Raw genomic sequence first — 19750 nt, forward strand, 5'->3', positions numbered from 1 at the left:
GATTACCTCAGCGCCCGGCAAAGCTCTGCACCAGCGAACCCAGCAGCAGGGTCCAGCCGTCCACCAGCACGAACAGCATCATCTTGAACGGCAGCGAGATGATCACCGGCGACACCATCATCATGCCCATCGCCATCAGGATGCTGGCCACCACCAGGTCGATGATCAGGAACGGGATGAACACCATGAAGCCGATCTGGAACGCGGTTTTCAGCTCGCTGACCACGAAGGCCGGCACCAGCGTCTTCAAGGACACGTCGGCGCGCGTGGCCGGCGGCGGCGATTGCGAGATTTCGATGAAGAACGCCAGGTCCTTCTCGCGCGTCTGCGTCAGCATGAAGGCCTTCATCGGCTTGGCGGCCTCGTCTGCCGCCTGCTGGAAGGTGATGCGGTCTTCCGACAACGGCACCCAGGCCTTGCTGTAGACCTCGTCCAGCGTCGGCGCCATCACGAAGATGCTGAGGAACAATGCCAGCCCCACCAGTACCTGGTTGGGCGGCGATTGAATGGTGCCCAGCGCCTGGCGCAGCAGCGACAGCACGATGATGATGCGGGTGAACGAGGTCATCATCAGCACCATGGCCGGGATGAAGCTCAGCCCGGTCATCAGCAGCAGCATCTGCAGGCTGAGCGAATAGTTCTGCCCGCCGCCCGGCGACGGGGTGCTGGTCATCATCGGCAGGCCGGCAGCCCACACCGCTGCCGGCAGCAGCGACAGCAGCAGGCCGAAACTCAACTTCCATTTCATTTGTCGCCGTCTCCCTGGCGCTTGCGGGCCTTGTCCATGGCGGCGGCCAACCACTGCGCAAACGGCGGGTTGGCCGCAGGCTGGCCGGCATCATGGCCTGCCGGCTTGGGCATGGTCTTCAGCAGGTTGACGTTGCGGGAGGTCACCCCCAGCACCAGCCATTCTTCCGCCAGTTCCACGATCACCACCCGCTCGTGCGGACCGACCATCACGCCGCTGACCACGCGCGCCGGCTGGAAGCGGCCCAGCATGCTGCCCATGGAAAAGCGGCGGAACAGCCAGGCAATACCGACAATGGCCGCCAGCACCAGCAGCAGGCCGAAGATCACCTGCAGCATGCCCCATAACGGCGACGGCCCCTCGGCTGGAGGGGCCGCCAGCGCCGGGGCGGCAAGCAGCAAACAGAACAGGATACGCAGCATGATTATTTTTGCAGCCGGCGCAAGCGCTCGGCCGGGGTAATGATGTCGGTCAGGCGGATACCGAATTTGTCGTTGACCACCACCACCTCGCCCTGGGCGATCAGGCAGCCATTCACCAGCACATCCATCGGCTCGCCGGCCAGGCCGTCCAGTTCCACCACCGAGCCCTGCGCCAGCTGCAGCAGGTTGCGGATGGCGATCTTGGTGCGCCCCAGCTCCACGGTGAGCTGCACCGGGATATCCAGGATCATGTCCAGGTTCTGCGGCACGGACTGCGCGCCGCCGGCCGCCGAGAAATCTGGGAACAGCGCGGAGGCCGGCTTCACCTCGGCAGCAGCGGCATCCACCTGCTCCTGCTCGGCCATGGCCGCGGCCCAGTCGTCCATGACGTCGGTGCTGTCGCCATCCACGGCGCCGGCAACGGAATCCGGGTCAAAGCCTTGTTCTTCAGCCATCTTCGTTTTCTCCATTCGGCATATCGGCCAGGTCGTGCGCCCCGGCCAGGATTTCTTCCACCTTCAGCGCGTAGTTGCCGGCCACCGTGCCGTAGCTGCAGGACAGCACCGGGATGCCCGAGACATCGGCCACGATTTTCTCCGGCACTTCCACCATCACCACGTCGCCCTGCTTCAGATTGAGAATCTGCCCCAGCGTGATCTTGGCCTGCGCCAGGGTGGCCACCAGCTCCACTTCCGCCGCCTGCACCTGGCGCTGCATCAGGTTGACCCAGCGGTTATCCACTTCGGTACGGTCCGCCTGCATGGTGCTGGACAGGATGTCGCGCAGCGGCTCCACCATCGAATACGGCAGGCAGACGTGGAAGTCGCCGCCGCCAGCGCCCAGCTCGATATGGAAGGTCACCGCCACCACTACTTCGGTCGGGGTGGCGATGTTGGCGAACTGGGTGTTCATCTCGGAGCGGATATAGCCGAACTCGATCGGATACACTGGCTCCCACGCCTTCTGGTACTCGGCAAACACCACTTCCAGCAGTTTCTGGATGATGCGCTGCTCGGTGGGGGTGAAGTCGCGCCCCTCGACCCGTACGTGGAAGCGGCCATCGCTGCCAAACAGGTTGTCCACCACCAGGAACACCAGGTCCGGGTCGAAAATCAGCAGCCCGGTACCGCGCAGCGGCTTGATGTGCACCAGATTGAGGTTGGTCGGCACGACCAGATTGCGGATGAACTCGCTGTACTTCTGCACCCGTACCGGCCCCACCGAGATTTCGGCATTGCGGCGGATGAAGTTGAAGAAGCCGATACGCAGGTTGCGGGCAAAGCGCTCGTTGATGATTTCCAGCGTCGGCATGCGGCCACGGACGATACGCTCCTGCCGACCGATGTCGTAGGAACGTATCGAGCTTCCGTCGCCGGAATCACCATCATCTTCCTCTTCCCCGGTAACGCCGCGTAATAGCGCGTCTACCTCTTCCTGGGACAGGATCTCGTCGGCCATGACTCAGCTTTATTGTTGCTGGATGATGAAGGAGGTGAACAGCACGCCCTCTACCGGTTCGGTATCGGCGGCATCCATGGCTTCATTCATGATGCGCTTGATCTGCGCGCGCAGCTTCACCTTGCCATCCGGGGTGGCCAGCTCTTCCTCATTCTTGGAGGACAGCAGCAGGATCACCGCACTGCGGATCTTGGGCATGTAGGCCTTGAAGTTATTCTTGGCCTCTTCGTCCGCCAGCTCCGCCTGCATTTCCACCTGCAGCATCGGCGCGGTCGGCCCGCCGGTCAGGTTGACCACAAAGGAGTCCATTTTTTCAAAAATGGGCGGGCCATCCTTTTTTTCCTTCTTTGGCGCGGCTTCTTCTGCGTGTGCCGCAGAAGCGGCCTCCGGCGCGTGCGACTGCCCCAGGATCAGATACGCAGCCAGGCCACCAATGGCGGCCAACAGCACCACCAGCAGCACGATGACGATGATGATCAGCTTCTTGTTGCCACCTGCGGGCGCGGACGCCGCAGCTGCCTTGGTTTCTTCCTTTTTTTCTGCCATCTCTTGGTCAACTCGCTAGCGGGAAATTATTTCGACTATTTTCTCCATTTCCACGCCTGTTGAACAGGGCTGCTATAGAAAAGCTGTCACGCGCGAATGCTTAATTGCTCGGAAACGGCGGCCGCCACGCTGCCAAGCGGCAAATCACCGCCCAGCGCCAGAATGCCCGGCTCAGTCTGCGGCAGGAATGGCTCCTGCTGCTGCCCGCGATGCTGCCCCTGTTGCTGGCCCTGCTGCCACTGCGCACCCTGATCACGCGCCTGCTGTTGCTGCGACTGCGAACTCACCTCGACGCTGCCGACCTGGATGCCCGACTGCTCCAGCATCTTGCCCAGCTGCGGCAAACCGCTTTCCACGATTTCGCGTGCGGCATGGTTGGCCGCCACCACGGAAATCCGTGCCTTGTCCTGCGGATCGAAGGTAATCGAGATATCCAGCGGGCCGAGATGCTCCGGCGAGACTTTAATGCTTGCGGAATCGAGCTTGAACTGCACCAGGTTGCCCAGCTTCTCGGCAAACTCCTGGCGCCAAGCACTGCTGCCCGCGGTCATCGGCTGGCGGATTTCCTGCCAGTTGTCGTTGCCGCGCTGCGGCAGCAGGCTGTTGGCCGCATGGGACAACATGCTCTGGCTAGCATCCAGTGGCAGCACGGCCTGCTCGTCGCTCAGCTCGCTCGCCTCGCTGCGCTGCTCGGGGCGGAACAGCAGCCGCACATTGCCCGGCAACACTTCGCTGCGCCGCGCACCATCTGCGGCCAACGAGGCGGCTGGCGTAGCCGGCTGCTGCTGCAACGCTTCCGTCAGCCGGCCCAGCGCCTGCTCGATGCCCTGCTGCCCCGGCGCCTCCGGCTTACCCGCCGCCACCTTGTCGCCGGCTCTCTGTTGCCGCAAGGCGTTGAGCAGCTGGGCCGGCATGGCGGCCTGATCCGGCAAGGTACTGTCGGCAAATGCTGCCGCTGCTGGCAATTGCTGCCGCTCTGCGGCAAGCGGCTGCTGCTGGTAACCCTGCATCAGCAACTGCAGCGCCGCCATGACATCCGCCCCCGGCTGCGCGGCGATATCGCCGCTGAGCGCCTTGTCATCGCCAGCGGCCAGCAAGTCGTCCAGCGTCGACGGCAGGCTGTCCGCGGTACTGGCGGCAGGCTGCAGCTGGGATAGCAGCGCGGTAAAAATACTGTTGTCGGCCGGCTGGCCGGCAGTAGCCGAATTGGCAGCTGCGGCAGATGGCACGGCCTTGTTGGCTGGAGAAATTGCATGGGCCATGTTGAGCGCCCCCGGTGTCAGGATGACACCATAAAGCAGGTTGCGTGCCAGCCCGCTCAGGGTTTTTTCAGGCGTGCGGAAAACTCGTCCAGCGTCTTTTGCTCGCGCCGCTTCTGCGCCAGATCGGCACGCTTTTGCTCGCGTTTTTGCAGCACTTCGTAAGACTTGAGCTTGCGCCGCTCCTGCAGCCAGCCCTGCTTTTCCACCGCAAAGCGCTGCAGGCTGCGCTCCACTTCCTGCTGCTGCTGCACGCGCGCATCATCCAGCTTGAGCATGAACAGCCGGTAGTCGCTCCACTGCGTCACCGACATGCCCGCCTGCCCCTTGTGCAGCATTTGCTGCTGGTAATCGGCAATGAAGCCCTCCAGCTGCTGCAGCGTCTGCTGCGCCTGCACTTGCTGTTGCTGCGCCTTGCGCATGCGCTCCGCCGCGGCATCCACGCGATCGCCGGCCAGTCGCAGTAACAGTTCAAACTTGCTCATGATTTACAGGGCCCGCATCAACCGGCCAGGGTTTCGCCCAGCAGATTGCTGCAGCTGGAGAAATCCACGTTCTCGTGCATGGACTGGGTGAGGAAGGCGACCAGCTGGTTATGGCGGCGGATGGCCTCGTCGAGCATCGGGTCCGAGCCCGGCACGTAGGCGCCGACGCTGATCAGGTCGCGGCTGCGCTGATAGCGCGAGAACAGCTGCTTGAAGCGGCGCGCCGAGTCCATGTGCGAGCGGCTGACCACATCCACCATCACCCGCGAGATGGACTGCTCGATGTCGATGGCCGGGTAATGCCCGGACTCGGCCAGTTCGCGCGACAGCACGAAGTGGCCGTCCAGAATCGCCCGCGCCGAGTCGGCAATCGGATCCTGCTGGTCGTCGCCTTCCGACAGCACGGTGTAGAAGGCGGTAATCGAGCCACCACCAGCCTCGCCGTTACCGGCGCGCTCGATCAGCTGCGGCAGCTTGGCGAATACCGACGGCGGGTAGCCCTTGCTGACCGGCGGCTCGCCGATGGCCAGCGCAATCTCGCGCTGCGCCATCGCATAGCGGGTCACCGAATCCATCAGCAGCAGCACATCCAGCCCTTGGGCGCGGAAGTACTCCGCCAGCGCGGTGGCGTAGGCCGCGCCATGCAGACGCATCAGCGGCGGCATGTCGGCCGGCGCCGCCACCACCACAGAACGCGCCAGGCCTTCCTCGCCCAGGATGTTCTCGATGAAGTCCTTGACCTCGCGGCCACGCTCGCCGATCAGCCCCACCACCACCACGTCGGCACGGGTGAAGCGCGCCATCATGCCCAGCAGCACCGACTTGCCGACGCCGGAGCCGGCGAACAGACCCAAACGTTGGCCGCGGCCAACGGTCAGCAGGCCGTTGATGGCCTTGACGCCGACATCCAGCACATCGTGCACCGGGGTGCGGTGCAAGGGGTTCAGCGGCTGGCTGTACAGTGGAAAGTAGGCATCGGGGAACACCGGTCCCTTGCCATCCAGCGGCCGCCCCAGCGAGTCGAGCACACGCCCGAGCAGGCTGCTGCCCACCGGCACCTGGCGCCCCAACGGGCCGTTGAGCTCGGCCCGGACCGTCGTCTGCTGATAGTCCGGCGGCTGAAACGACACCACCGGTTTGACCGGCGTACCCGGCAGCAGGCCCTGGATATTGGTCAACGGCATCAGGAACAGCCGTTCTTCGGCAAAGCCGACGACCTCCGCCTCCACCACATGCCCCGGCGCCACTTCCACGCTGCAGGCACTGCCCACCGGCAAGCGCAGCCCAACCGCCTCCATCACCAGGCCGGTCACCCGGACCAGCTGGCCCTGCACCTGCCACAGTGGCACCTGCACCGCCGCTTCACGACAGGCCTGCAGGTAGCGGCGCTGTGCGGCCAACATGTCAGACATCAGCCACTCCCAGCGCGCGACGTAGCGTCTGCAAGCGTTGCGGCAGGCCCAGATCCAGCCGGCGCTGGCTGGTTTCGATCACGCAGCCGCCGCGCGCCACCGCTTCGTCGGCCAGCCACTGCCAGCTCACGCCGGGATAGGCGTCGCTGACAAATGCCTGAATCACCGCGATGTCCTCCGGGTGCGCCCTGACCTTCGCCTGCAACAGGCCATGCCCCAGCTCATCCAGTGCCTGCTGCAGCAGGGGCAGAATGGCCGTACGCTCCAGCTCGATATGAGTTGCCACAATACGCTCCGCCAGCTCCACCGCCAGCAACAGCACGTCGCCGGACAGCGACTCGCCCAGCGACTGCAGTTCCTGCTCGAATGCCTGCTGCAGCTCGGACAGCGGCTGCCAGTATTCGGCAAAGCGGGCCGACGCCTGCTGCAAGGCCTGGCTGGCGCCTTCGCTACGCCCTTGTTGCAGCCCCTCCTGCTGCCCGGCATCGAAGCCGGCCTGCCAGGCTTCCTGGTGGATGGCCTCCAGCTCCGCGGCCGTTGGGTAGGCCGGCGGAGCCTCTTCCGGCTCGGCCAGTTGCGATGGCAGGTCGACGGTCGCTTCCGCTTCAACGGGCGGCGGCTCCAATGCAGAAACCCCCTCTGCAGGGGGTTCGCTGATGTCTGCCGGCGACTCTGGCTGCGGCGTTTCGGGCTGTGCCCCCAGCTCGCCAAACCGCCAGGACTGCCACTGACCCAGTGCCTCGGCCGGGATTACATTGTTATTCGACAAGTCCTTCGTCTCCACCCTTGCTTGCTAGTACGATCTGGCCTTCGTCGGCCAGCTTGCGCACGATCTTGAGGATTTCCTTCTGTTCGGCTTCCACTTCCGACAGTTTGACCGGCCCCTTGGACTCCAGGTCATCACGCAGCATTTCCGCCGCCCGCGACGACATATTGCGGAAGATCTTGTCCTTGAGCTCCTGGCTAGTGCCCTTGAGGGCGATCACCAGCGAGTCGGACTGCACTTCGCGCAGGATGGTCTGGATCGAACGGTCGTCGATTTCCAGCAGGTTGTCGAACACGAACATCTTGTCCTGAATGCGCTGTGCCAGTTCCGGGTCGTATTCACGGATGTAGGACAGCGCCGAGGCTTCCACGTTGGAGCCGAGGAAGTTCAGGATTTCCGCCGTCATGCCCACGCCACCGGCGGCGCTCTTCTTGATGCGGTCAGAACCAGACAACAACTGGGTGAGCACATCGTTCAACTCGCGCAGCGCCTGCGGCTGCACGCCTTCCAGCGTGGCGGTACGAATCAGCACCTCGTTGCGCAGCCGCTCCGGGAAATAGGCCAGGATGGCACTGGACAGGTCCGGGTCCAGGTGCACCATGATGGTGGCGATGATCTGCGGGTGTTCGTTGCGAATCAGGTCCGCCGCCGAGGACGGGTCCATCCACTTCAGGCTTTCGATACCGCTGTGGTCATTGCCCTGCAGAATCTTGTCCAGCAGGTTGGCCGCCTTGTCCGGCCCCAGTGCCTCGATCAGCACATTGCGCAGGTATTCGTCGGTGGCGCCGAAGTTGGCCCGGGCGGCGTACTCTTCCTCGAACTGGCCAACCACTTTTTCCACTTCGTCGTGGCTGAGGTTGCTAAGGCCGGCCATGGCCAGGCTGAGCTTCTGCACTTCCTTCGGCCCGAGGTATTTGAACACCTCGATCGCCTCGGCCTGCCCCAGGCTGAACAGCAGCACCGAGCTGCGGCGGATACCGGCATCACTCATCGGACGCAATCCATTCTTTTATGATCTGGGCCGCCATGCGCGGATCGGCTTTCACCAGATCACGCGCCGCCTGAATATTGGTCTCGTACTGACGACGCGACTGTTCTTTCGGATCCAGCGCGTCAAATGGCTGCTCGCCACCAGCGGCGCCCATACCCTCGCCCTCTTCCCCGGCTACCGCCAGCAAGCGGCCACCGCTGGCAGCCGCCGCCTCTTCGCCCTCCGGCTGCGCTGGCGGTGCCGGTTTGACCACGTCGCGCATGATCGGGCGCACCACGCCGAACAGCAGGTACAGCACGGCGATCAGCAACAGGCCGTATTTCACCAGGTTGCCGGCATTCTCGGAAGCGTACTCGACCAGGCGATCTTTCGCCGACACCACCGGCACCGTCTCGGCAAAGCTGGCATTCACCACATTGACCGAGTCACCGCGTTCCTGATTATAGCCAACCGCCTCTTTCACCAGATTGTTAATCTGCTGGTACTCGCGCTCGGACATCGGCGTCGGCTTCGCCTCGCCATTCGCATCCGGCACCATCTTGTAGTTCACCACCACGGCGGCCGTCAGGCGCTTGATATTGCCCTGCGGCAGCTTGGTGTGCTGGATGGTCTTGTCGATTTCGTAGTTGGTGGTGATCTCGCGATGCACCGCGCCGGAGGCATTCCCCATCGGCAAGCCAGACAGCGTTGCCGTGCCTGGCGCAGCCCCCGGCGGCAAGGTCAGCGGGGCGGATGCCGCGTTCGGCGGCTGATTAGTCATCGCCCCCGGCACCCCGGATGGCAGGCTGGCGTCTTTGCCCAGCGACTCGACGATCTGCTGGCTGCGAGTCGCCGACGGATTAGGTGTGGAATTGGGGCGATAGGTTTCCGAAGTCTGCTCAACCTCGGAGAAATCCACCGTCGCGGTTACCTGGGCACGGGCGTTACCCTTGCCGAAGATGGGTTCGAGGATGGTTTCCACCCGCTTGGCGTAGTCGGCTTCAATCTGCCGGATATAGGCGAGCTGGCGACGGTCCATGCCGGAGTTGCCGTTCAGATCCGGCACGGCAGACAGCAGGTTGCCGTCCTGATCGACTATGGACACATTGCCCACCGGCAAATTGGGGACCGAGCTGGAAACCAGATGCAGGATACCGGCAATCTGGCCGGCATCCAGAATGCGCCCGCCCCGCAGCGTCAGCATCACCGATGCGGTCGGCAGCTGCTGGTCGCGCACGAACACACTCTGCTTGGGCATCGCCAGGTGCACGCGCGCGCTGTCCACCGCGGCCACCGATTCAATGGTACGCGCCAGTTCACCCTCGATCGAGCGCTGGTAGTTGACCTGCTCGGCAAACTGGCTGATGCCGAACTTCTGCTTGTCCATCAGCTCAAAGCCGACGCCGCCAGCCTTGGGCAGGCCTTGCGACGCCAGACGCAGACGCGCGTCATATACCTTGTCATTAGGCACCGAGATGACACCGCCGTCACCCAGCTGATAAGGAATGTTCATCTGCTGCAGCGCAGCCGTTATCTGGCCGCCGTCACGATCGGCCAGCCCGGTAAACAATATCTTGTAACTGGGTTCACGATTGAATGCCATTAGTGCAATGGCAATAGACAACACCGCAGCGACCGCGGCGAAGAGGAGGATTTTGCGATTATTTGGGAGAGCATTGAAACGCGCCGTCATTTCATTGACGCGCACTCTCCAGGCAGGCGTAGCGTTGTCTACCAGATCAGCCATACAGTGGTTGTTTCGTTATTGGTTTACCGCTGCAGGCCAGGCCGGACAGCGGGGCTACACTTGCGTATTCATGATTTCCTGGTAGGCCGAAACCAGTTTGTTTCTAGCCTGCACCATGGTTTGGAAGCTCAGGCTGGCTTTCTGCATGGTCACCATCACGTCCTGGATGTTGACCCCTTCTTCCCCCAGTTCAAAGCGTTTTTGCAGCTCCTGGGAGGTTTGCTGTACCTGGTTGACCTGCTCCAGCGTTGATTGCAACACCGAGGAGAAGTCAACCTCCGGCGCCTGGGCTGGCGCTGCGGGCTGCTTGCCGGCAGCCAGTACCGACATCGCCTTCAGTTCGCCCAGCAGCTGGTTGATGCCTTGCGTAGACATGTTGGTTTCTACCTGTCTGTTGCCGCCCTAATTCAGGCGGACTCACCATCTTCTTCCCGGTAGCGCTGTAGCTTGTAACGCAGGGTGCGTTCGCTGATCCCCAACCGTTCTGCGGCCAACTTTTTGACTCCGCCAACGGCTTCCAGCGCATCCAGAATGTGCTTTTTTTCGATGGACTTCATGTCCATCGCCTGCTCGACGGCGGAAGGTTCCGCTATGTCGTCGGGCAAGGCAACAGGCCGCTCGGGCGAGACAGATTCCAACATCAGATCGGCGGCAAAAACCTCCGTTCCGGCGGCAAGAATTGCCGCTCGCTGCATCACATTATCTAGCTCGCGGATGTTACCTTCCCAACTATAGGCAGTCAATTCTCGTTCGGCATCCCTGCCAAGCGTCAAATTCGACTTGCCCACTGCGTCGGCATACTTTCGCAGCAATTTCCGTGCCAAAGGCAGAATATCCTCCGGCCGCGCCGCCAAACCGGGCAGCTGCAACGGGAATACATTCAGGCGGAAATACAAGTCTTCGCGGAAGCGGCCGGCAGCCACCTCGGCCTGGATGTCGCGGTTGGTGGTGGCCAGCACACGGATATCCAGCTTGATGGTACGCGTCGCGCCGATACGCTCCACCTCCCGCTCCTGCAGCACCCGCAGCAGCTTGGCCTGCAGCGGCAACGGCATTTCGGTGACCTCATCCAGCAGGATGGTGCCGGCCTGCGCCTGTTCAAACTTGCCGGGCAGGCTGGCAGTCGCACCGGTGAAGGCGCCCTTCTCATGGCCAAACAGCGTGGACTCCAGCAGGTTGTCCGGAATCGCCGCGCAGTTCACGGCCACGAACGGCCCATCCTTGCGGCGGGAATACTGGTGCATGAAGCGCGCCAGCACTTCCTTGCCGGCGCCGCTGGGACCGCTGATCAGCACGCTGGCGTCGCTGGGCGCCACCCGGCTGGCAATCGACAGCAGCTTGCGCATGGCGGGCGACTCCGCCACCAGGGTATCGGCGCTGACTTCCGGCGCCTCCAGCACGAAGCGCTCCACCTCGGCGATCAGCTGCTGCGGCTCGAACGGCTTGAGCAGATAGTGACTGGCGCCAGCACGCAGCAGCTCCACTGCGCGCTCCAGCACGCCATACGCCGTCATCAGCACGAATGGCAAGCCCGGATAGCGATCCTTGATCGCAAAGAACAACTGGTAGCCATCCATCGGCTGCATCTGCGCATCCGAGACCACCAGCCCAACCGGCTCGCGCTGCAGCACCTCCAGCGCCGCCGAGCCATCGGCCGCTTCCACCACCGGGAAGCCGGCCAGCATCAGGGTGTCGACCAGCGCCTCGCGCAGGTCGGCATCATCCTCAACCACCAAAACAGGCAAGCGTTTCATTTATTGTTGGATTCCATCCTTCAGCCGCCAGCCCCCTGGCGGTTGGCACACAGTGCCATCAAACGACTGGCGATGCCCTGCAGTGGCAGCACTTCGTGCACGCCACCGCTGGCAATCGCTTCCTTGGGCATGCCGAACACCACGCAGGATGCTTCGTCCTGCGCAATATTCAGCGCCCCGGCTTCTTTCAACTCCAGCATGCCAATGGCGCCATCGCGCCCCATGCCAGTAAGAATTACCCCGATGCAATGCTTGCCCGCCACGTTGGCCGCAGAACGGAACAGCACGTCCACCGACGGCTTGTGGCGGTTGACCGGCGGCCCCTGGTGCAAGCTGGCGGCATAGCCGATGCCATTGGTGGACTTGACCAGCAGGTGCGAATGGCCGGGCGCCACGTAGACGGTACCCGCCTGCAGGCGCTCGCCATCCTCGGCCTCTTTCACCGTCAGCTTGCACAAGGAGTCCAGCCGGGCGGCAAACGACTTGGTGAACATCTCCGGCATATGCTGGGTGATGACGATCGGCGGCATGTCGGCCGGCAGGCTGGTCAGCAGCACGCGCAGCGCCTCGGTGCCGCCGGTGGACGAGCCGATGGCAATCAACGGCTGCCGGCCCAGCGCCATCTTGCCCGGCTGCCGCGGCAGGATCACATCGGCGGAGTGGCTGGGCGACACCGACAATGACTTGAGATCGGGTGTCTTGTTGGTATGCGGCATAGTGTTCTCTTGTGACAACGACATGGCGTGCTACAGCACCTGCTGCAGATGGCGACACCAGGCATCGCAGGCCTCTTCCACCAGGTCCAGCACCTGCTCGAAGCCCTGCGGCCCGCCATAGTAAGGATCAGGCACTTCCGCCGGCTGCCCCAGTATCGACAATAGCAGCTGCGGTGCCACGCCACGACCGCCACGCACCCGCTCCAGGTTGGCCACATTGTCGCGGTCGGCGGCCAGCAGGTAGTCGAAGGCGCTGAAATCCGCCGCCGTCACCTGCCGTGCGCGCAGCGCGGACAGGTCGTAACCGCGCTGCGCGGCGGCGGCCAGCGTACGCGGATCCGGCGCGCGGCCAACGTGGTAGTCGTGGGTGCCGGCGGAATCCACCTCCACCCGCGCCGCCAGCCCGTAATGCTGCAGCCGGGCGCGCATCACCCCCTCCATGGTGGGCGAGCGGCAGAGATTGCCCATGCAGATCATCAAAATCCGTAGTTTGCGCGCCATGTTTCCCCCTTGCCTTCCGGCCTTACAGATCGCTGAGCCAGGCTTTTTCCTTCAGCGCCTTCAGTTCGTCGCGCAGCTTGGCCGCCTGCTCGAACTCCAGATTGCGCGCCGCTTCCAGCATGGCTTTTTCCAGCCGCTTGATTTCCTTGGCCAGCGTTTTTTCGTCCATCATCGCCACGCGCGCGGTCTCGGTCAGCTTCTGCCGCTCCTGTGCCTTGTCGTGGTAGACGCCGTCGATGATGTCCTTGATTTTCTTGTTGATGCCCTGCGGCACGATGCCGTGTTCGGCGTTGAAGTCCAGCTGCTTGGCGCGGCGGCGCTCGGTCTCGTCGATGGCGCGGCGCATGCTGTCGGTGATGCGGTCGGCGTACAGCAGCGCCAGGCCATTGAGGTTGCGCGCGGCGCGGCCGATGGTCTGGATCAGGCTGCGCTCGCTGCGCAGGAAGCCTTCCTTGTCGGCATCTAGGATCGCCACCAGGCTCACCTCCGGAATATCCAGCCCCTCACGCAGCAGGTTGATGCCGATCAGCACGTCGAACATACCGAGGCGCAGGTCGCGGATGATCTCCACCCGCTCCACGGTATCGATGTCGGAGTGCAGGTAGCGCACCTTGATGCCGTGCTCGGTGTAGTAATCCGCCAGCTGCTCCGCCATGCGCTTGGTCAGCGTGGTCACCAGCACCCGCTCGCCGCGCTCGATGCGCAGGTGGATTTCCGACAGCAGGTCGTCCACCTGGGTGGACACCGGGCGGATCACGATCACCGGATCCACCAGCCCGGTTGGCCGCACTACCTGCTCTACCACCTGGCCGGCATGCTTGGCTTCGTAGTCCGACGGAGTGGCCGAGACGAAGATGGCCTGCGGAATCAGCTTCTCGAATTCGTGGAATTTCAACGGCCGGTTGTCCACCGCCGATGGCAGGCGAAAGCCGTAGTCCACCAGGTTCTGCTTGCGCGCCGCATCGCCCTTGTACATCGCCCCGACCTGCGGCACGGTGACATGGCTCTCGTCGATGAACATCAGCGCGTTCTTCGGCAGGTAGTCGATCAGCGTCGGCGGCGCCTCGCCCGGCGCGCGGCCGGAGAAGTGCCGCGAGTAGTTCTCGATGCCCTTGCAGAAGCCCATCTCGTACAACATTTCCAGGTCGAAGCGGGTGCGCTGCTCGATACGCTGCGCCTCCACCAGCTTGCCTTCCTTGTGATACCACTCGATGCGCTCGCGCAGCTCGGTCTTGATCTTGTCGCAGGCGCGCAGCACGGTGTCGCGCGGCGTCACGTAGTGGCTGCCCGGATAGACGGTATAACGGCCGACGCGCTGCTTGGTGACACCGGTCAGCGGGTCGAACAGCGTCAGCGTCTCCACCTCGTCGTCGAACAGGCTGACGCGCAGCGCGCTGTCGTTGCTTTCCGCCGGGAAGATGTCGATCACGTCGCCGCGCACGCGAAAGGTGCCGCGGCCGAAGTCCATGTCGTTGCGGTCGTACTGCATCGCCGTCAGCCGGCCGATGATCTCGCGCTGCGGCGTGGTCTCGCCTTCCTTCAGGTGCAGAATCATCTGGTGGTATTCGGTGGGGTCGCCGATACCGTAGATGGCAGACACAGTGGCCACGATCACGCAGTCCGGGCGCTCCAGGATGCTCTTGGTAGCCGACAGCCGCATCTGCTCGATGTGCTCGTTGATGCTGGAATCCTTCTCGATGAACAGATCCCGGCTCGGCACATAGGCTTCCGGCTGGTAGTAGTCGTAGTAGGAGACGAAATACTCGATGGCGTTCTCCGGAAAGAACTCGCGCATCTCGCTGTACAGCTGTGCGGCCAACGTTTTGTTGTGCGCCATGACGATGGCCGGGCGGCCGGTCTGCGCGATAACGTTGGCCATGGTGTAGGTTTTGCCGGAACCGGTGACGCCCAGCAAGGTCTGGTAGCTCAGGCCGTCAGACAGCCCTTCAACCAGACTGGCAATGGCTGTCGGTTGGTCGCCCGCGGGGGGAAAAGGCTGGTGCAGCCGGAACGGGCTGCCGGGATAGGTAACAACCATGGCATCTCACTCATTTGTCACGCGGATTGTAGCCGAAAACCGCGCCAATCATGGCTTGCAGCGCAATTTCGCCCGCACAAACAGTTTATTTCAATTTAAAATTGAGATATCGAATCGCAACACCTTCGCATCGGAGTCATTACATGATGCTCAGAACCCTGGCCTTGCTGGTTTGCCTGGCCGGCGCCCCGCTGATGGCGGGTGCCGCCCAACCGGTAACCCTTGCCGCCCTGACCGAATCGCCGCGCCTGAGTTCGCACGCGGTGGCCGTGGTCGACGCCCAGACCGGCCAACTGGTCTACGAAAAGAACGCCAACCAGATTCAGCCGTTCGCTTCCATCACCAAGCTGATGACGGCGATGGTGGCGCTGGACGCCAACCTGTCGCTGGATACGCCGATCACCATCAGCGACGATGAAGTCGATCGCCTGAAGAACACCAGCTCGCGCCTGGCGGTCGGCTCCACGCTGACGCGCCGCGAGATGCTGCTGCTGGCGCTGATGTCGTCGGAGAACCGTGCCGCCGCCTCGCTGGCGCGCACCTATCCGGGCGGCAAGGCGGCCTTCATCGCGCAGATGAACCGCAAGGCGCGCTCGCTGGGCATGACCAACACCGTGTTCCACGATGCCACCGGCCTGGACATGCGCAACACCTCCACCGCGATGGACCTGGTGCGCATGGTGAAAGCCGCGGCCAACTACCCGCTGATCCGCCAGTTCACCACCACTGCCGAATACTACGCCCGCCCTACCGCTACCCGCGTACTGCACTACAAGAACAGCAACCCGCTAGTGCGTGAAGGCGAGTGGGACATCGGCCTGTCCAAGACTGGCTACATCGAGGAGGCCGGCCGTTGCCTGGTGATGCAGGCCACGGTGGGCAGCCAGCACCTGATCCTGGTACTGCTGGCGGCCAACGGTTCGGCCGCCCGCGTCAACGATGCCAAGTCGATCAAGACCTGGCTGGAGTCGCACCCCAATACCTGGCTGTCCGGCTAAGCCCGCCGCCAGCCGCATGAAATTGGCCGCCCCGTTTCGGAGGCGGCCAATTTTTTTTTGCCGGAAGCCGGCTGGCGCTCAGGCCTGGCGGAAGGCGATCAGGTGATCCAGCTCCAGCCGGATGCCGATCGCCTCGCCGATAGCGTGATTGTGATGGCTGGGCACCTGCGCCAGCACACTGCGACCGGAAGCCAGCTGCAAGGTGTACAGGAACTCCGAGCCACGGAACACCTTGCCCAGCACCAGCGCCTTCACCTCGCTGGCGTCGTCGTGCACCACGTCGTCCGGGCGCAGCAGCACGTCGACGGCGTCGCCGGTGACAAACTGCCGCGGCACCGCGCTGCAGTACTCACCCAGCTCCAGCGTCACGCAGCGCGGACCGGTGACCGTGCCCGGCACAAACGCGCCCTGGCCGATGAAATCCGCCACGTAGCGGCTCTGCGGCTCATGGTACAGCTCGTACGGCGCCGCCCACTGCAGCAGCCGCCCCTCGGCCATCACCCCCACCTTGTCGGCCATGGCAAACGCCTCGTGCTGGTCGTGCGTCACCAGGATGGCGGTGGTGCCCTGCGACTTCAGAATGTCGCGCACCTCGCGCGACAGCCGCTCGCGCAGGTCGACATCCAGATTGGAGAACGGCTCGTCCAGCAGCAGCAACCGCGGCTGCGGTGCCAGCGCACGCGCCAGTGCCACCCGCTGCTGCTGACCGCCGGACAGCTCGTGCGGATAGGCCTTGCCGTATGCGGCCAACCCCACCACCTCCAGCATGGCCTCCACCCGCTGCGCACGCGCGCGCCGCGGCAGGCTGCCCAGGCCGAAGCCGGTGTTTTCCGCCACCGACAGGTGCGGGAACAACGCGTAATCCTGGAACACCATGCCGATTTCGCGCTGGTGCGCCGGCACGTTGGCCGCAGCGCTGGCGATGCCGCGCCCGGCCAGGCGGATCTCGCCGTCCAGCAGGTTCTCGAAGCCGGCAATGCAGCGCAGCACCGTGGTCTTGCCGCAACCGGAGCTGCCCAGCAGGCAGCCGATTTCGCCGGCCTGCAGCGCAAACGACATCTGGTCGATGATTTTCTTGTCGCCGTACGACTGCGACACCGACACCAATTCAAGCAAACTCATCAGGCAACATCCCGTTGACGCGACAGCAAAATGGTTGGCAGCAGGCCAGCCAGCACGATGGCGATGGCCGGCAACGCGGCCTGGTCCCACATGCCCTCGCTGGTCATGTTGTAGACCCGTACCGACAGCGTGTCCCAGCCGAAGGGCCGCGTCATCAGCGTGATCGGCATCTCCTTCATCACATCGACGAACACCATCAGCACCGCGGTGAACAGGCCGCCGGACAGCAGCGGCAGATAGACGCGGTACAGCAGCGCCCAGCCGGCCACGCCCAGGTTGCGCGCCGCCTCGTCGTGGCTGCGGGTGATGCGGTTCATCGCCGCGTCCACCGCCGAATGCGCCACTGCCAGAAAGCGGGCGACAAAGGCCAGCAGCATCGCCAGCAGGGTGCCCTTGAACACCGCGGTAACCTCGCCGCCCCAGCCCAGCAGCGCGATGACCTGGTTGTCCAGCCACGCCACCGGCACGAACACCCCCACCGCCAGCACGGTGCCGGGGATGGCATAGCCGATGGTGGCGACGCGGGCGGCCAGCTTGACCACGGTGCCGCCATCGCGGCGCACCAGGTAGGCCAGCACCAGCGCGATCAGCGTCACCAGCAGCGCGGCCAACAGCGACAGCAGCACCGAGCGCCAGGCATAGCCGAGGAAGTCGGCACTGAACTGGTTGGCGAAATCGCGAGACGCCCAGTAGCCCAGCTGCAGCAGCGGCAGCACGAAGGCCAGCAGCAGCACCAGGCTGGCGGCGGCACACGCCGCCCAGCCGCGCCAGCCGCGCAGCGTCAGCCGCGGCAACGGTGCCGCGCGGCCGGCCTGCGAGTAGGCGCGGCGACCGCGGCTGTACTGCTCCAGCAGCAGCAGCACGAACACCATCACCACCAGCAGCGAGGCTAGCTGTTTGGCGGTATCCAGCGAGAACAGCGCGAACCACGCCTTGTAGATGGCGGTGGTGAAGGTGTCGTAGTTGAACACCGCCACGGTGCCGAAATCGGCCAGGCTTTCCATCACCACCAGCAGCAGCCCACCCATGATCCACGGCCGCGCCATCGGCAGCGCAATGCGCCAGAAGCCCTGCCGCGGCGACAGCCCCAGGCTCTGCCCCACTTCCAGCGCCCGGCGCCCCATGGTGGCGAAGGCATTGCGCGCCAGCAGGTAGACATAGGGGTAGAACGCCAGCGACATCACCAGCAGCAGCCCCCAGGTACTGCGGATCTCTGGGAACCAGCGCATATTGCCGAAGTGCGGCCGCAGCAGAGTCTGCAACGGGCCGGTGAATTCAAAGATGCCCACCTGGGCAAACGCCAGCACATAGGCCGGCATCGCCAGCGGCAGCATCAGCGCCCAGCTGAAGAAGCGCCGCCCGGGAAACTGGTACACCGCCACCAGCCAGGCCAGCGGCACGCCGATCAGCAGCACGCCGGCGGACACGCCCAGCAGCATCAGCAGCGTGTTGCGCAGCAGCTCCGGCAGCGCGAATTCCAGCAGATGCTGCCAGATGGCGGGGTCGGGGCTGAGCGAGGAAGTCATCACCACCGCCAGCGGCACCACGGTGAACAGGCTGATCGCCAGCGCCAGCAGCCGGCCGGGCCAGGCGGCCAGCTGCCGGCTGCTGGCGGTAGGCATGGCGGCGCCCGGCGGCGGCGAGCGCTCGGCGCTGGGCAGGGATTTTTCTAGCTGCATGGCATAGGCCACTCCGTTAACAAGCCGGAAAGCGAAAAGCCGACAAGGGCAGCGAACTGCCCTTGTCGGCCGGTCTGGCTAAGGCTTACTTATAGCCAACGCGATCCATCAGCATCACGGCCTGTGCCTGCTTGGAGCCGGCCTCGGACACGTTGATCAGGTCCTGCTTCGGCTTGCCCCACGAGGTCACCACCGGGTTCGGCGCCACTTTCGGGTTGGCCGGGAATTCCATGTCGATGTCGGCGAACAGCTTCTGCGCCTTCTCGGCCGACAGCCACTCCAGCAGCTTCACCGCGCCCTTGGCGTTCTTGGCGTGCTTGGTCACGCCGGCGCCGGACACGTTCACGTGCACGCCGTCCAGCTTCTGGTTGGCCCAGAACAGGCCCACCGGCAGGTTGGGCTGGGTTTTCAGCAGGCGGCCGTAGTAGTAGGTGTTGGCGATACCGACATCGCACTGGCCGGCGCCGATGGCTTCCAGCATCTTGGTATCGTCGGCAAACACCGGGGCAGCCAGGTTGTCGACCCAGCCCTTAACGATGCGCTCGGTTTTCACCGGGCCGTAGCTGCCGATCATGGTGCCGACCAGCGACTGGTTGTACACCTTTTTGGAAGTGCGCAGGCACAGCTTGCCCTTCCATTGCGGGCTGGCCAGGTCTTCGTAGCTGGACAGCTGCTCCGGCTTGACGGTCAGCTTGTTGTAGAAAATGGTGCGGGCGCGTACCGACAGGCCGAACCAGTTGTTGCCCGGGTCGCGCAGGTGCGCCGGCAGGTTGGCCGCAAGCGCCGCGGACTTCACCGGCTGGAACAGGCCGAGGTTATTGGCCTGCCACAGGTTGCCGGCATCCACGGTCATGAAGATGTCGGCCGGGGTGTTGGTGCCTTCGGCCTTCAGGCGCTCCATCAGCGGGCCTTCGCTGCCGCTGACCACATTCACCTTGATGCCGGTTTCCTGCTCGAACACGCCCAGGATGGGCTTGATCAGCTGCTCGGCACGTGCGGTATACACGGTGATTTCTTCCGCTGCCGCCACGCCGCTCACGGCGGCCAGCACGGCCATCAATGCGATTTTCTTGTTCACGACCCGTCCTTTTCTGCAATACAAACTGATACAAACGCGGAAAAGTATAAT

The 19750-nt window shown here is 63.9% G+C and carries 20 protein-coding genes; 1 reads left to right on the forward strand and 19 read right to left on the reverse strand.

The window, feature by feature from the left end; all coding sequences use genetic code 11:
* Positions 1 to 7: 7 nt before the first annotated feature.
* The 16 genes from fliP to uvrB all read right to left on the reverse strand — a co-directional run bounded on the left by fliP (position 8) and on the right by uvrB (position 14822).
* Positions 8 to 748 (reverse strand): flagellar type III secretion system pore protein FliP, encoded by a 741-nt coding sequence (gene fliP / locus ACFOLG_RS16240; protein WP_386093774.1) that lies wholly within the window; start codon positions 746 to 748, stop codon positions 8 to 10.
* Positions 745 to 1170 carry a flagellar biosynthetic protein FliO gene (gene fliO, locus ACFOLG_RS16245; protein ID WP_386093777.1) on the reverse strand — a complete coding sequence of 142 codons (426 nt, stop codon included), beginning with the start codon at positions 1168 to 1170 and terminating at the stop codon, positions 745 to 747. The genes fliP and fliO overlap by 4 nt, the downstream gene beginning before the upstream one ends.
* Positions 1171 to 1172: 2 nt before the next feature.
* Complete coding sequence (fliN, locus tag ACFOLG_RS16250; protein ID WP_386093780.1) at positions 1173 to 1625, reverse strand: flagellar motor switch protein FliN; 453 nt, start codon at positions 1623 to 1625, stop codon at positions 1173 to 1175.
* Entirely contained in the window at positions 1618 to 2628 is a 1011-nt protein-coding gene (fliM, locus tag ACFOLG_RS16255; protein ID WP_349583133.1) for a flagellar motor switch protein FliM, read from the reverse strand. Before fliM ends, fliN begins: the two co-directional genes overlap by 8 nt.
* Before the next feature lie 9 nt (positions 2629 to 2637).
* Positions 2638 to 3174, reverse strand: a complete 537-nt coding sequence (locus tag ACFOLG_RS16260) for a flagellar basal body-associated FliL family protein (protein ID WP_386093784.1) — start codon at positions 3172 to 3174, stop codon at positions 2638 to 2640.
* Between the two features lie 86 nt (positions 3175 to 3260).
* The gene (locus tag ACFOLG_RS16265; RefSeq protein WP_386093787.1) at positions 3261 to 4436 is read right to left on the reverse strand and encodes a flagellar hook-length control protein FliK; all 1176 of its coding nucleotides are present in this window, start codon (positions 4434 to 4436) and stop codon (positions 3261 to 3263) included.
* Between the two features lie 56 nt (positions 4437 to 4492).
* Positions 4493 to 4918, reverse strand: coding sequence for a flagellar export protein FliJ (gene fliJ, locus ACFOLG_RS16270; protein WP_386093790.1), 426 nt, complete (start codon positions 4916 to 4918; stop codon positions 4493 to 4495).
* Between the two features lie 17 nt (positions 4919 to 4935).
* Entirely contained in the window at positions 4936 to 6330 is a 1395-nt protein-coding gene (gene fliI / locus ACFOLG_RS16275) for a flagellar protein export ATPase FliI (protein ID WP_386093794.1), read from the reverse strand.
* Positions 6323 to 7099 carry a FliH/SctL family protein gene (locus ACFOLG_RS16280; protein WP_386093797.1) on the reverse strand — a complete coding sequence of 259 codons (777 nt, stop codon included), beginning with the start codon at positions 7097 to 7099 and terminating at the stop codon, positions 6323 to 6325. The genes fliI and ACFOLG_RS16280 overlap by 8 nt, the downstream gene beginning before the upstream one ends.
* The gene (fliG, locus tag ACFOLG_RS16285; protein WP_349583118.1) at positions 7089 to 8087 is read right to left on the reverse strand and encodes a flagellar motor switch protein FliG; all 999 of its coding nucleotides are present in this window, start codon (positions 8085 to 8087) and stop codon (positions 7089 to 7091) included. The genes ACFOLG_RS16280 and fliG overlap by 11 nt, the downstream gene beginning before the upstream one ends.
* On the reverse strand, positions 8080 to 9813 hold the full coding sequence (gene fliF / locus ACFOLG_RS16290) for a flagellar basal-body MS-ring/collar protein FliF (RefSeq protein WP_386093800.1): 1734 nt from the start codon (positions 9811 to 9813) through the stop codon (positions 8080 to 8082). Before fliF ends, fliG begins: the two co-directional genes overlap by 8 nt.
* A gap of 54 nt (positions 9814 to 9867) precedes the next feature.
* Entirely contained in the window at positions 9868 to 10188 is a 321-nt protein-coding gene (fliE, locus tag ACFOLG_RS16295) for a flagellar hook-basal body complex protein FliE (protein ID WP_386093803.1), read from the reverse strand.
* A 32-nt stretch (positions 10189 to 10220) separates the two neighbouring features.
* Complete coding sequence (locus tag ACFOLG_RS16300; protein WP_386093806.1) at positions 10221 to 11567, reverse strand: sigma-54-dependent transcriptional regulator; 1347 nt, start codon at positions 11565 to 11567, stop codon at positions 10221 to 10223.
* A 20-nt stretch (positions 11568 to 11587) separates the two neighbouring features.
* Positions 11588 to 12283: a chemotaxis protein CheB gene (locus tag ACFOLG_RS16305; RefSeq protein ID WP_386093809.1), complete on the reverse strand. Its 696-nt coding sequence runs from the start codon at positions 12281 to 12283 to the stop codon at positions 11588 to 11590.
* A gap of 30 nt (positions 12284 to 12313) precedes the next feature.
* Positions 12314 to 12751, reverse strand: coding sequence for a low molecular weight protein-tyrosine-phosphatase (locus ACFOLG_RS16310; protein WP_386093812.1), 438 nt, complete (start codon positions 12749 to 12751; stop codon positions 12314 to 12316).
* A gap of 55 nt (positions 12752 to 12806) precedes the next feature.
* Complete coding sequence (gene uvrB, locus ACFOLG_RS16315; protein ID WP_386093815.1) at positions 12807 to 14822, reverse strand: excinuclease ABC subunit UvrB; 2016 nt, start codon at positions 14820 to 14822, stop codon at positions 12807 to 12809.
* Positions 14823 to 14965: 143 nt separating this feature from the next.
* Between uvrB and ACFOLG_RS16320 the strand changes: the two genes are divergently transcribed.
* Entirely contained in the window at positions 14966 to 15820 is an 855-nt protein-coding gene (locus tag ACFOLG_RS16320; protein WP_386093818.1) for a serine hydrolase, read from the forward strand.
* Positions 15821 to 15898: 78 nt separating this feature from the next.
* Here ACFOLG_RS16320 and ACFOLG_RS16325 read toward each other — a convergent pair whose 3' ends face one another.
* From ACFOLG_RS16325 to ACFOLG_RS16335, 3 genes are all read right to left on the reverse strand, one after another.
* Positions 15899 to 16942 carry an ABC transporter ATP-binding protein gene (locus ACFOLG_RS16325; RefSeq protein WP_386093821.1) on the reverse strand — a complete coding sequence of 348 codons (1044 nt, stop codon included), beginning with the start codon at positions 16940 to 16942 and terminating at the stop codon, positions 15899 to 15901.
* The gene (locus ACFOLG_RS16330; protein ID WP_386094795.1) at positions 16942 to 18564 is read right to left on the reverse strand and encodes an ABC transporter permease; all 1623 of its coding nucleotides are present in this window, start codon (positions 18562 to 18564) and stop codon (positions 16942 to 16944) included. The genes ACFOLG_RS16325 and ACFOLG_RS16330 overlap by 1 nt, the downstream gene beginning before the upstream one ends.
* Positions 18565 to 18706: 142 nt before the next feature.
* Entirely contained in the window at positions 18707 to 19699 is a 993-nt protein-coding gene (locus ACFOLG_RS16335) for an extracellular solute-binding protein (RefSeq protein ID WP_386093824.1), read from the reverse strand.
* Between the last annotated feature and the right edge of the window lie 51 nt (positions 19700 to 19750).

Origin of the sequence: Vogesella facilis (genome assembly GCF_042648525.1) — a bacterium.
Lineage (GTDB): Bacteria > Pseudomonadota > Gammaproteobacteria > Burkholderiales > Chromobacteriaceae > Vogesella > Vogesella facilis.